13 protein-coding genes and 1 pseudogene are annotated in these 12,745 nt (G+C 51.6%); 5 read left to right on the top strand and 9 right to left on the bottom strand.

What is annotated here, in order from left to right; translation table 11 throughout:
* The first annotated feature begins 23 nt into the window (after window positions 1-23).
* Both FCN45_RS20745 and FCN45_RS20740 read left to right on the top strand, forming a co-directional pair.
* Complete coding sequence (locus FCN45_RS20745) at window positions 24-308, top strand: hypothetical protein (protein WP_110867110.1); 285 nt, start codon at window positions 24-26, stop codon at window positions 306-308.
* Window positions 309-372: 64 nt separating this feature from the next.
* Window positions 373-624, top strand: coding sequence for a biofilm development regulator YmgB/AriR family protein (locus tag FCN45_RS20740; protein ID WP_137387092.1), 252 nt, complete (start codon window positions 373-375; stop codon window positions 622-624).
* A gap of 114 nt (window positions 625-738) precedes the next feature.
* On the opposite strand, the gene FCN45_RS20735 is transcribed toward FCN45_RS20740, so the two are convergent.
* The 6 genes and pseudogenes from FCN45_RS20735 to cspA form a co-directional block, all read right to left on the bottom strand.
* A complete protein-coding gene (locus FCN45_RS20735) occupies window positions 739-1,023 on the bottom strand; it encodes a biofilm development regulator YmgB/AriR family protein (protein ID WP_137387091.1) in 285 nt (94 codons plus the stop codon).
* Between the two features lie 249 nt (window positions 1,024-1,272).
* Entirely contained in the window at window positions 1,273-1,515 is a 243-nt protein-coding gene (gene ycgZ / locus FCN45_RS20730) for a regulatory protein YcgZ (protein WP_101761241.1), read from the bottom strand.
* Window positions 1,516-1,854: 339 nt separating this feature from the next.
* Window positions 1,855-2,124, bottom strand: coding sequence for a hypothetical protein (locus tag FCN45_RS20725; RefSeq protein WP_101761242.1), 270 nt, complete (start codon window positions 2,122-2,124; stop codon window positions 1,855-1,857).
* A 426-nt stretch (window positions 2,125-2,550) separates the two neighbouring features.
* Window positions 2,551-2,811: a hypothetical protein gene (locus tag FCN45_RS20720; protein ID WP_137387090.1), complete on the bottom strand. Its 261-nt coding sequence runs from the start codon at window positions 2,809-2,811 to the stop codon at window positions 2,551-2,553.
* A gap of 569 nt (window positions 2,812-3,380) precedes the next feature.
* Window positions 3,381-4,066: pseudogene (locus tag FCN45_RS20715) on the bottom strand (dTMP kinase).
* 273 nt (window positions 4,067-4,339) lie between these two features.
* Window positions 4,340-4,552 (bottom strand): RNA chaperone/antiterminator CspA, encoded by a 213-nt coding sequence (cspA, locus tag FCN45_RS20710; protein ID WP_007885867.1) that lies wholly within the window; start codon window positions 4,550-4,552, stop codon window positions 4,340-4,342.
* A gap of 246 nt (window positions 4,553-4,798) precedes the next feature.
* Here cspA and FCN45_RS23830 point away from each other — a divergent pair, with 246 nt between their 5' ends.
* The 3 genes from FCN45_RS23830 to FCN45_RS20700 all read left to right on the top strand — a co-directional run bounded on the left by FCN45_RS23830 (window position 4,799) and on the right by FCN45_RS20700 (window position 7,231).
* Window positions 4,799-4,927, top strand: coding sequence for a hypothetical protein (locus FCN45_RS23830; protein ID WP_256377441.1), 129 nt, complete (start codon window positions 4,799-4,801; stop codon window positions 4,925-4,927).
* A 239-nt stretch (window positions 4,928-5,166) separates the two neighbouring features.
* Window positions 5,167-5,724, top strand: coding sequence for a lipid IV(A) palmitoyltransferase PagP (gene pagP, locus FCN45_RS20705; RefSeq protein ID WP_370445567.1), 558 nt, complete (start codon window positions 5,167-5,169; stop codon window positions 5,722-5,724).
* Entirely contained in the window at window positions 5,714-7,231 is a 1,518-nt protein-coding gene (locus FCN45_RS20700) for a carboxylesterase (protein ID WP_137387088.1), read from the top strand. The genes pagP and FCN45_RS20700 overlap by 11 nt, the downstream gene beginning before the upstream one ends.
* Here the strand turns inward: FCN45_RS20700 and FCN45_RS20695 are convergent.
* Genes FCN45_RS20695 through FCN45_RS20685 form a run of 3 tightly spaced genes read right to left on the bottom strand, consistent with a single transcriptional unit; the run spans window position 7,218 to window position 12,237 of the window.
* Window positions 7,218-8,183: an acyltransferase gene (locus FCN45_RS20695; protein WP_137387087.1), complete on the bottom strand. Its 966-nt coding sequence runs from the start codon at window positions 8,181-8,183 to the stop codon at window positions 7,218-7,220. The two genes, FCN45_RS20700 and FCN45_RS20695, sit on opposite strands and share 14 nt — an antisense overlap.
* Window positions 8,180-11,242, bottom strand: coding sequence for an efflux RND transporter permease subunit (locus FCN45_RS20690; RefSeq protein ID WP_137387086.1), 3,063 nt, complete (start codon window positions 11,240-11,242; stop codon window positions 8,180-8,182). Before FCN45_RS20690 ends, FCN45_RS20695 begins: the two co-directional genes overlap by 4 nt.
* Window positions 11,242-12,237 (bottom strand): efflux RND transporter periplasmic adaptor subunit, encoded by a 996-nt coding sequence (locus FCN45_RS20685; RefSeq protein ID WP_245250666.1) that lies wholly within the window; start codon window positions 12,235-12,237, stop codon window positions 11,242-11,244. Before FCN45_RS20685 ends, FCN45_RS20690 begins: the two co-directional genes overlap by 1 nt.
* Window positions 12,238-12,745: the final 508 nt, after the last annotated feature.

Genomic DNA, 12,745 nt, shown 5'->3' with positions numbered 1-12,745 from the left:
CTAATTGTTGAACAGAGAGTGATATGAAAAATCACCATGAACAAAAGTTGAGTGATCTTCTCATCGGCGAGGCGGTAATAGCATTGCTGCGCGAAAAGGCCGGCATCTCGCGACGTGCGCTCCTCTCGAAGCTTGAATGCATGCTGAAAGCCGAAAAGGATGAAGAACGCGCGCGCGCAATACTTCTCGCTATGCAGGATGTGAAGAAAGAAATCGCCGAGAGTGAATCCCCTAAAGTTGGAGACCGGGAGCACATGGCAAATTTTGATATAGATAAATTCGGTAATGACGACTCAACCCGACATTAACGCCGGCTAAGGGCTTAAGTGCGTGGGAGAGAGACAAAAATGCGCAACTCAGTAAGGATATTTTATGCAGCAGAATACTATCGAGTCAGACCTGCAGAGTTATTTACACAGCACCGGTGACCAATATGCAGAGGAAAAAGAAGTCATTGGTATCATCGTAAAGTCATTGATCGCAGAGAGAGGAAGAGTGACGAACAAGGCCATCATTATGAGTCTGATAGCGGAGCTGGAGAGTGCGACAGATATTGAGCAACTCGATGTGCTGCGCAACTGCCTTGAAATCGTTGTAGGCCGCACGCCTAATGATGAAGACTAAAGAAACCAATCTATTCTATACGCCTATCAGCGGGGAGGTTTGTATTAATTCCCCGCTTTCCTGACCTCTATATCCATATTAAAAATACTGATCCTCATTTCCCTGAGACTTTACTCACCAGTAGAAAAATGCCCAACGCTCTTCTTCACCCGGAGTAAAGCCCACCACCATTTTTAACGCGTTGAGTAACGCGTCAAGTTGCATCGGGTCAGTGGTGTTTTCAATTTCCGAGATGAAGTACAGAATAATGGCGCTATTGGAGACACTCTTACCCTGACTCTCAAGCGTCTGGATGGCGGAGTCAATCAGTGTCTTCTCCGCAGAAAGGTTGTCACCTGCGTTCTGGAGATAGTCAGTAATGTCTATTTCGCGGTACGTTTGCTGTGCGCTTTGTTGCATTTTCTCTCCTTGTGATCAGATATTTCTGCGGCAACGTTTGAAAGATGTTTACGCTATTGCGTTGGGTCTTAGCTAAACAAACCCAGGGTTTCAGGGCTATTTACCCAGTTAAAAGTTATTCAGAACTAAATTTAGCGCATATTTCTGTTATGGCACGCCTTTCATGGATTAAAATCCATTAATGAGCGGTTTAAAGCCTGAATCCCTTCGACGGGATCGTGACTGGCTTATCTCGCCAACAGATAAAACTTAGCGATCGAATAGCATGCCGATTAGTGTCTGATAATGGCGTTCTTCTTCTTGAGTGGCAGCGACTTCGAGACGTCTTAACAGTTTAGTGCAGATAGCCTTGCGGTTAAGGTTCTTGCCAGCCCGCAGGATCTCGACAACAATTTGACCTAGCGTTTCTTGCTGAGTTGGCGCGCTTGCTTTGCTAAAATAATGTGCAATATCGCTGGCTGTATCGGGAAATTTAGAAACACTCTGACGCATGCGAACCTCGTAAAAGTTGGGATAGTCGATTCTGTCTGAACATAAAGTTAGACAATCTTTTAAAACTTGTACAGGATTAATTTATCTGTACAGATTTTCTTTTCAAGCAAAAGATGCTTATCCTTTTTATTCAGGTAGTTATGTTTGGTTGTGAGATCGGCTATCAGTTCTGGTTGTTGAAGATAAGGGTAAATTTGTACAAAGAGAGAGGAGGCGATTAACTGGAAGAGGGGGTAATGAAAGGTTCGGGGAATGAAGTCAGTTTAACTCACTTACTTATCGACATAATGCGGAGCGCCCTGAGGCGCATCCTCTACCTGAATCAACGTTAGTCACCCATTAACGATCATTGTTGATAGCGCGTAAATGTCTGGATGCTGAAAGCCAACGTAGCTCTTCGCGGTTTCGTGGGGAGGTTTCGACAAAGGCTTTTAGCCAGCGTCTGGCGTCGGCTATCTGAGCAAGTCTATTGTCGCTGGCATCGCCTTCGGCCATGGTGCCCAACTCAATGATGAGGGAGTGAATGTTGATTTCCTTCTGACTCACAGCAAGATTAATCACTGCCTCGCCAATAATGATATGGCCTTGTTCTTCGTCATGAAATAACACTGCGTTTCCTCCAATATTTTCGATTACCGTAAGAATAGTGTAGTAACAAACTTCCTTAAGGTCTTTAAGATTGTTTAGAGATTACGGTTTATCAAATTTTGCATGTTAACGTTGCTGCTCAACTTGCTGATAATTATCTTAAATTATGCCAGATGTAAACGCATTGCTTGATGATAAAGAAAAGTCTCAAATTTCGAGGGAAAATAATGAAATCGTTTTCAAGACAAAATTTGCCTCAATTAATGAAGATTTTGATACGTAATTTGGGAATGGGAAATGAATATTGCCAAATGACAGGTGGGGATTAATTAAGGAAGGGGAGAGTGTCGTCCCTGACATTTTCTCCAGCCGGTACACGTTAAACGCGACCGTTGAGGTCATCTTCGTCGTCGTCTTCCGGCCAGAGCCGGACTACGTCCTTAGGCGTCAGTTCGTTTCGTCGTTCAAGCCTGCAAGCGTTTGCAGGTATGGCACGTTATGGACAGCGCGATCGGGCTCTTCGAAACTCTTCAGCCATTTTGTGGCTTCAGAAATATCAGACAACCTTGCCTTGCTGCCGCCTGCATTTGCCATATGTTCCAGTTCGTCAATCAGCGATTGTACGCTGACAACTCTCTGTCCCAAGGTAATACTCAGTGCCGCTTCGCCAATAATGACGTAGCCTTTCCCGTCGTGTTGAAAAGACATTAACCATCCTCCATATTCACGTTTATGACAACCTCGACTTAAACTGTAGGCGCTATGACGGATTTAGCTAAAGGTTAATTCCTAAAAGTCATAAAATCTTAGATTTATATATTTTCTAAGTGACTGTTCACTGCCGTTATTAGGTGCTAATGCAGGGTGATATTATGTACAATTTTGCATGAAAGAGGTTTAATGTTAAAGGTGTTAAGCGCTTCTCAATGATGGATATTAACTCGCTGAAATAATGGGAAGGCACTACAAAAAGGGCTGATATATTTAATTCTAAAGTAATCCATGAACAGCTGTATAAATATGAAAGCGCAAGGATGCAATAAAACCCTTTGCAGGTAACGATATTGGTTTCGTTACATTTACGGAAAGCCAGCTTATTACGCGGAAGTTGGCGGACACCAGCTGCATATTATGCACCGCGCTGTTATATCTGGAGCCCCCACCCAGCCATAGCGTATCCACAAGACGTGCGTCTGTAGAACTTTCAGGGATTACACCGATGTACTGTTGGCCCGAGTAGCAACTGATAACCATAGACGGATGTGTTCAGTGTGCAGTCAGAGTGATGTGTTTCCACTAATAGGTTTAACCGAATGCGGCAGAAAAAGGGTCTCAGAACTGATGCCTAAAGGGCATTCAGCAGGTTGTAGATCTCATTTACAACCTGCAGGGTTGCGTGTTCGATCATCCCTTCATTACGACATAAAACCCAGCCGTGTTCTGCAACGGCTCGCTCGAACGACTGAGTACAAGCGACATGATCTTCCAGCTTATGCATCACCGTACTACTTAACCCGCGCGTTCTGGCCGCAGCCCTTGCCCATGAAATTTCAGGCGCAGTAACAACCCCGACATGCAGGTCCGGCGCTTGCACGTTTCGATCAATGTTTAACTGTAAAATCTCAGCAAATGGAACCATCCGGCGAAACGCGGCATCCGACGGGTACCAGCGATCCATCAAAATGATGCTGTTCGGTGGCTGTTTAGTCAGCACATGTTGGGAAATCCATGCACGGCTATCAGCAAAGCGCGCACAAACTTCCCGCTCTAAAACCATGGAGGGATTTCTGGCCAGCCTGTTCACCAGAGCCATTGTTTCTCTCCTGAAGGGATCGCTTTTTTTCTCGCAAAGCCGGATTACCTTAATGTTATCTGACCTGAGTACTTTCGTAATGGCTTCCAGTAGCGTGGTTTTACCGACGCCTTTGGGTCCATCCAGAGAAACAAACAGTGGACGGCTCATAGTCGAAATGACGGGTGATGTAGCGTTTGTGTGAAATTCAAATCGGGCAAAAGCATCCTATTTCCTTCTTATTAACCGGTGTCCACTTTCTACGTCCGGTGAAGCTACCGACTTCGCTGGCGAGCATTTTATTCACTACGCAAACCTTAGTCACACCAAATTTCAGGCAATAAAAAACCCGCACGAGGCGGGTTTTTTAATTATCAGCGGTGCTTATCTGCTCAGACTATTGTCTTCATCGCTATTGTAAGCGCTGCTGATAATGAGCGCGGCTTACAGCGGAGTAACGTTGCCCGCTGCTGGGCCTTTGGCGCCATTTTCAATGGTGAAGGAAACTTGCTGACCTTCATCAAGAGTTTTGTAGTTGTCGCTCTGGATAGCAGAGAAATGGACGAAAACATCCTTGCTGCCATCGTTAGGAGTGATAAAGCCAAAACCTTTATCAGAGTTAAACCATTTTACTAAACCAGTCATTTTGTTAGACATAGATAATTCCTTAATTGATGAGCCACTCGTAGCGGCAGAAATTGGCCTGAAGTGAAAGATTTACTTATTGGGCACTTAGGAGGAGGCTCTCGAAGAAGGATATCTAGGGATAACACTTGAACTGAGGACTGCTTTACTAAAACTGCTTTCATAAGGTCTGTGTTCCAAACCGATGACGCATTAAGACATAGCGTTAATAATTTAGCAACGAATATGTTTATTTATTTTAACCATTTAAAGGGCTGGATGGCTGAACGACCGGTTACGCTTCATCTTTGGCTGCGCTTTGCCGCGCCGGTCATCGCCGCATGGTTTGTTGTCTGCGTGGTGATGCTACTGATTGGCGTGGCGATTATCTGGGGACCGTTCTGTTAAAAAACTAAGGAGCCCACATTGGGCTTCTCGATCTCTTTTGACATGTTTAAAAAAACGCATTTTATCGACATATCTCTTTGGCGTGTTTTGGTTGAAAGCGCGATAACAGCTAATCCAGGTCATTTCCTATAGCAATAACAAGCAACTATAATCTTACCGGTTAAGTGGCTTGATCTGCTTGGTGAGCACATCAGCTTTTCCACTCCTTTTCGCGGCGGTGAATTTCAGAGGCATACATGATGCGTACTCTTCAGGCGGCCTGGTTGCTTACTCTGGCCCTGTTTGTCTGTCCCGCCTCGGCGGCCAACTCGATTAGCGATGGCTGGGAATGGCTCAAGCAGGACGTTTCACAAACCTGGCAGGAACCGCAGTATTACGATCTCTATCTGCCTTTCATCAGCTGGCATGCCCGTTTTGCTTACGATAAAGATAAAACCGATAACTACAATGAAACGCCGTGGGGCGGCGGGTTGGGCGTCTCGCGCATCAATGAAGACGGTAACTGGAGCGCGCTCTACGCGATGGCGTTTAAAGATTCCCATAACGAATGGCAGCCGATCATTGGTTATGGCTGGGAGAAAGGCTGGTATCTGGATCAATCGCGCGATTTTCGTCTCGGTCTCGGGCTAACCGCCGGTATCACCGCGCGCGATGACTTCGCCAATTACGTGCCGCTGCCCATCGTGCTGCCGCTGTTCTCCGCTGGTTATAAACGCCTCAACGTGCAGTTCACCTACATTCCCGGCACTTACAATAACGGTAACGTGCTGTTCGCCTGGGTACGCTATGCCTTCTGATTCCGCAAACGCGTTGCACAAAGACCGTATCAGCAAAGTGCTCAAGCGCATTGCTTTAGGTTTGCTGGTTTTGCTGGTGATGTTCCTGGTGATCCGCGGTTATCAATCCGAACAGGGACCGCCACTGCATCGCTGGCATACGTGGTCGGCGGATGAAATGTCGGTGGATGAGATTGATCGCGCCAGCTTCGCGGATTATCTGACGCGTGAAGCAGCGATTTTCCACGACATGAAGCTCAACGTGACCGACCAGCTCAGTGACGATGAGAAAACGGCGCTCAACCGCTTTAACGCGCAAAGCCCGGTTTATCCGGCGCGATTCGACACCGACTGGAATCGCTCATATATCCTCGAGCCGGAAGGAAAAGCGAAAGGTGCGGTGGTGCTGCTGCATGGATTAACCGATTCGCCGTACAGCATGCGCTATCTGGCGCAGGCGTATCAGCAGAAGGGTTTTGTGGCGGTAGTGCCGCGGCTGCCGGGACACGGCACGGCGCCCGGTTCACTCACCAAAGTTGACTGGCAAATGTGGATGGCGGCAACCCGCTTAGCGGTGCGCGAAGCGACACGCCTGGCGGGCAGCAACGTACCTTTGCATCTGGTTGGATACTCGAACGGCGGCGCGCTGGCGGTGAAATACAGCCTCGATACCTTGCAAAATAACGCGCTGCGCAAGCCGCAACAGCTGGTATTGCTGTCGCCGATGATTGGCGTCACCGCCTATGCGCGATTTGCCGGCTTAGCCGGCTGGCCCGCGATCATTCCCGGCTTCGCCAAAGCGGCGTGGCTGAGCATCATCCCGGAATACAATCCTTTCAAGTACAACTCGTTCCCGGTGCGCGCGGCGCGGCAATCGTGGCTGCTGACGCAGGCGATGCAGGATCAGCTGCTGCATGTGATTCGCGGCGGCAGCATGCCGGCGTTTCCGCCGGTGCTGACCTTCCAGTCAGTGCTGGATTCCACCGTCAGCACCCGCGCGGTGGTCAATGGGTTCTATCGCTATCTGCCGGATAACGGCAGTGAACTGGTGATGTTCGACGTCAACCAGGCGGCGAACTTGCGCGCGCTGTTCAGGCCCGCGCTCTACTCAGCGGTCAATAATTTGTTGCCGCCTGCGCCGCGCCGCTATGCCTCAACGGTCATCACCAACGCGTCACCGACCACCTATCAAACCGTGGCGCGCATTACAGCGGCGGATCAAACGCAAGAGATCGTGCGTTCGATGCACGAAGCCTGGCCGCAGGACACCTATTCGTTATCGCACATTGCCGTGCCGTTCCCACTCAGCGACTCGCTGTATGGCCGCGAGCCAACGGAAAAGAATCGTTATGGTATTAGCTTTGGCACCATCTCGCTGCGCGGTGAAACCGCCAGCCTGATCGTTGGGCTGGATACGCTGATGCGCAACACCTCCAATCCGTTTTTCGATTACATGATGTTGCAAATCAAGGGGCGCATTGATTGCAGCAGTCAGAGCAATCTGCCGGCCTGCATCAAAGCGTTATGACTTTTTTCAGCCAGCCGCTGGCGAGGATCACTCTGGAGAGCAGCACCGAAGCGGCGAACGTCACGGCAATCAGCGTCAGCTTAGTCGCCAGCGAGGTGATGGGAATCAGCGCGGTGAGCAGATGGAAAACCGAGTAGTGAAGAATATAGACGCCGGTCATGGTTTTGCTGATGGTCGCCAGAATGGTCTCTTTAACCGCCACATTGCGGCGAAAGCGCACCTGACTGGCGGCAATCACCAGCACCACCACCAGCAGATAAATTTGCGAGCCGGTGAGAATAAAGGCGTTGCGATCGGCTTTGAATAGCGCGAAGAAGAAGTGCTGCTCATAAAACCAGGTAAACAGATAGATAAAGGGCAGGGCGATCACCGCACCGCGCGCCACTTTTTTGCGCTCCATCCAGTCATTAATCAGCGGATCGCACAGCAGCTGGCCGGTTAAGTAAAACAGCAGCCAGGTCCAGAGCCGATACTGCGGTTCAAGCCGGAACAGCGGGTCGTCCGGATGCAGCACCGCCAGCAAATCGTAGCCATATGAGAACGCCAGCAACGCTAACACCAGCGCAACGAACGCGCGTCGATGCTGGCTAAGCCAGATCATCAGCGGGTGAAAGCTATAGATGATAATGAACGAGAAGATGAACCACGGCTGGATCAGGTAGCCGCGCTGATAGGGTTCCCACAGGTAATAGACCGTCATCCAGAACAGAAATACGATCACCAGATTGCGAATCTTGCCTATCTGCCAGTTAACATCCTGCTCGGAACGGGCATCCATAATCCCGGCGACGACAAAAAACAGCGGCGTGGCGATGGTGGAGATAAAGGTCAGAAACGCCAGAATCCAGTGATAATCGTAATCGTAGCGATCCCAGGTGTTGTACACGGTGAAAAATGTCACCGCCGTCATACATCCCAGCGTTTTAATTACGTTGAGGCCGGTCACATTCATGATGCGCTAGCCACCGGTTGGCGATGGAAGCAGGCGTAAATCACCGGCAGCACCAGCAGCGTCAGCACCGTGGCAAAGCCCAGACCAAACATGATCACCACCGCCATGCTCTGGAAGAACACATCGCGCAATAGCGGCGCCAGCCCGAGCACGGTGGTAAAGGCGGTCAGCAGAATAGGGCGCAGACGCGAGGTGGCGGCGTAGATGATCGCGTCAGCCTGCGGCTTTACTAGTTTCTGCTGTTCAATCTCTTCGACCAGCACGATGCCATTTCGAATCAACATACCGCTCAGACTCAGCAGGCCGATTAACGCCATAAAGCCAAACGGAATCCCGGTGATCAAAAAGCCTGGCGTCACGCCAATCAGCGCCAGCGGCACCGTCAGCCAGATAGCGACGGCGTTTTTCAGCGAGCTAAACATCAGCACGGTGATCACGAACATCACCAGATAACCCAGCGGCAGCGAGGTAAACACGCCTTGCTGCGCTTCACTGGAGCTCTCCGCATCGCCGCCCCACTCAATGCTGTAGCCATGCGGTAGCGGGATCTGCTCAATCTGCGGCTTCACGCGCGCCACAATATCGCCGGAGGTATCGTTGCTGAGCGGATCCGGGTCGGTCTGCACGGTGAGTACGCGGCTGCGATCGCGGCGCAGAATCAGCGGATCTTCCCATTGCAGCGTAAAACCGCTCACCACGTTGCTGAGCGGGATGTACTGCTGCTGGCTTTGGCTCCACACCAGCACGTTATTGAGATGATTGGCGTCCTGCCGCTCGCTGGCCGGTGGCCGCACGATAACCGGCAGCAGGTCAGCGCCTTCCCGATACAGCCCAACGCGGCTGCCGGTGAAATTCATCTCCAGCGCGTTATCCACCTCCTGCTTATCGACGCCCAGCTCGCGGCCTAATGCCAGATTGAACTGCGGGCGAATAACTTTGCTGCGGTTTTGCCAGTCATTGCGCACGCTGTCGGTGGCGGGATCGGCGGTGAGGATGTCGCCGACCTGGCTGGCGATCAGGCGCATTCTGTCGGGATCGGGACCTTTGATACGCACCTCAATCGCGCTACCGCCTGAAGGCCCAAACATCACCCGTTTGGTGCTGGCATTGACCTGCGGATACTGACGCACGATGTAGGCATCAATACGGTGTGACAGCGCGGCGATATTACGCTGATCGTCCATGCGCACCATGATTTGCGCATAGTTGCTGTACTGACGCTGCCCGTTGTAGGTGAGGATAAAGCGCATGCTGCCCTGGCCAATGGTGGTGACGGTAGACACCACGCCTTGCTGCCCGGTAATCGATTTTTCAACGTCGCTGGCCATCTGCTCAGTGGCGTTGATATCGGTGCCGTACGGCAGCCAGAGATCGACAAAGAAGATCGGCGTATTGGCTGAAGGGAAGAAGTTTTGTCGTACCGATCCAAAGCCCCAAATCGCCAGCGCCAGCAGCAGCGCCATCAGCGAAAGCGTGAGGGTTTTTTGCCTGAGCAACACCAGCAACATGCGCTGATAAAAGCGATAAAAACCGCCGTCATAAGGTGAAACTTCAGCCGCAGCTTTAGTAGGTTCCTGTGTTTTAAACAGCCACCATTTGATCAGCACCGGCGTGATGGTGAGCGCCGAGAACCAGCTCAGCAGCAGGGAAATCAGCAATACCTGGAACAGCGATTTGCAGTACTCGCCGGTGGAATCCTGCGAAAGACCAATCGGCGCAAACGCCAGAATGGCGATTATCGTCGCGCCCAGCAGCGGGAAGGCGGTGCGGCGAATCACAAAGTTGATGGTGGTCATCAGCGGCGAGTTTTGCTGACGCGCGATCAGCACGCCTTCGACAATCACAATCGCATTATCCACCAGCATGCTCAGCGCAATAATCAGCGCGCCCAGCGAAATGCGCTGCAACTCAATGCCGCACAGATACATGATCAGCAGCGTGCCCAGCACATTGAGCGCCAGCGACAACGCGATGATAATGCCGCTGCGCACGCCCATAAAGATCAGCAACACGCCGACGACAATCGCCAGCGCCATCAGGAAGTTGGTAATAAAGCCATTCACCGAGTGCGCCACTTCGGCGGCCTGATCGTAGAACACGTTGATCTGAATGCCCGCCGGTTTTTCTGCCGACATCTGCTGCAGTTTGGCCTCCAGCGCGCGCCCGACATCAATGACATTCACGCCGGGAATAAACGAAATTCCCATGGTGACCGCCGGACGTCCGCTGGCGTGGTAAATGCTGGAGGGCGATTCACTCAGCCCACGCGACAGCGAGGCGATATCGCGCAATCGGGTGGTGGCGTGATCGCCCGGCGGGCTGACCAGCAAGTCGCCCAACTCTTCGATGTTCTGAAACTCGCCGGTTGGATGCAGACGGATCGATTCCGTGCCGGCTTTGATGTCGCCCGCATTGGAGACCACGTTGAGTCGACTTAGCACGCTGGCGAGCTGCGGCAGCGTAATGCCGCGCGCGGCCATCATCGTTAAGGAGACATCGATATTAATTTGCTGTGGGATCACGCCGCCCAGCGCCACCTTGCCCACGCCCGGCACCAGCACCAGCTCACGCCGTAGCTGCTCCGCGTACTGCACCAGCTCCGGGTTGCTGAAGTTGTCGCCAGAAATGGCGAAGAAGAAACCAAACACATCGCCAAAATCATCGTTAACGAACGGCGCGGCCACGCCGGGAGGAAAGAAACGCGCCGCGTCGCCGACTCTGCGCCGCAGTTCATCCCAGATTTGCGGCAACGCGTTGGAGTGGTAACGCGAGTCAATGTTGACGGTAATCTGCGACAGGCCGTTGGAAGAGATGGAGCTGACATTGTCCAGATAGGGCAACTGCTGCAGCGCATTTTCCAGTGGTAAGGTGACTTCCTCTTCTACCTGCTGCGCGGACGCGCCGGGATAATGGGTGACAACCACCGCGGTCTTAATGGTAAAGGCTGGATCCTCGAGACGGCCAATATTGAGCAGAGCAAAAATGCCGCCGACGCCCAGTAACAGAATCGCCAGCCAGACGCGGACCGGATTATCGATAAACTGCCGGGAGATATCCATTACAGCCCCCGCTCACGCGTCCAGATGCGTACCGGTTGCTGAGCATGCAACTCGTTGACGCCAGCGGCGACCACGCGTTCACCGGCGTGCAGCCCGGCGGTGATCACCACGCCACGATCGGTTACTTCGCCCACGCTGACTTTGCGATCTTCTAACGTCAGCTGATCGCCGCTGCCTTGCACCACCCAGACATGCGGCTCGTTGCGCTGGCTGTTATCGGGATTAAACACTGCTTCCACCGGCACCACTAACGATTCGCGATTCACGTTGGCGGGCAGATTGGCGAGGTTAATCGTCACCGTGCCACTGACGCCGCCCACCGCCGGGAAATCGGCCGGGCGCGGCATGGTTAAAATGATCTGCCACGTCAGCGAGTTGCTGTTACTGCTGCCGGTGTGCTCTTTGTACTCGGCCTGGAATTCGCGGTCCGGCAGCGAGTTGATGCGCACCACCGGGCGATAGGTCAGGTTGCGCATATCCAGCGCGGTAAACAGGTTTTCCGGCACGCTGAACACCACGTCGAGCAGATCGTTGCGGGTCAAGGTGGCGATGGTTTGTCCGGCGGCGACCACCTGATGATTGCGCACGTTAACCACGGCGGCCACACCGCTGAAAGGCGCGGTTAGCGTCATCTGGCTTAACTCTTCACGGGCAATTTGCAGCGCGGCATTGGCCGCATCGCGGTTGGCGCGCTGCACGTCCATGTCTGCCTGCGAAATCGCCTGGCGGCCGGAGAGCGTCTGGAAGCGGGCAAATTGCCGCTGGGCAAGCGTGGCGGCAGTCTGGCGCTCATTAACGCGCTGCTGCGCTTCCCGCGCCGTAAGCCTGGCGATGAGCTGGCCCTGCTCGATGCGGTTGCCCTGGCGAATATCCAGCGATTCAATCTGTCCTGCACGTTTGAACGACAAATCGGTGGAGTCGCCGGATTCAATGCGCGCCGGGAAGATACGTTGTTGAGATTCGCCGGACGCCACAACTTCAACGACTTTCACCATGCGCGGCGGTGGCGTGACTTCCTGTGTTTTTTGATCGCAACCCGTTGTTAAAAATATAACAATGGCAGTCAGCGTAATATAACGAGTCACTGTTTTATCCTCAGCAACAACGAATCCATTGTTGGCAATAATGTGAGTGGATAATTTAATTACCAAGCATAGAGACAACCGCGTAGGTGAATAGTCCTACGGCGGAGCAGGTAACGATCGCAATGACAACATAAAGACTCAGACGGAGCAGGCTATAACCATACATCGTTGCCTCCATTAACCATGACCACAGAAAAACTGCGCCATCGCCTTAAAAGGTGAGAAGTATTAACAGGATGTTTTTGTTATCGATGAGCATAGACGCAGATGTCAAAAAAAGTAAAGCCTGATAGCTTGTAATATTTTTGATGAAATTAACCAGATTTAAATCTAATAAAACTGATTTTCATGGATATTTAATCCGCAATATCGATATAAAATATCAGATTAAAGTAACCTGAATATTGGCTTTAAATTA

This window comes from Pantoea sp. SO10, from assembly GCF_005281435.1.
Lineage (GTDB): Bacteria > Pseudomonadota > Gammaproteobacteria > Enterobacterales > Enterobacteriaceae > Pantoea > Pantoea leporis.
The sequence above is the reverse complement of the archived record's forward strand: the minus strand, read 5'-3'. Positions and strand labels throughout refer to the sequence as shown.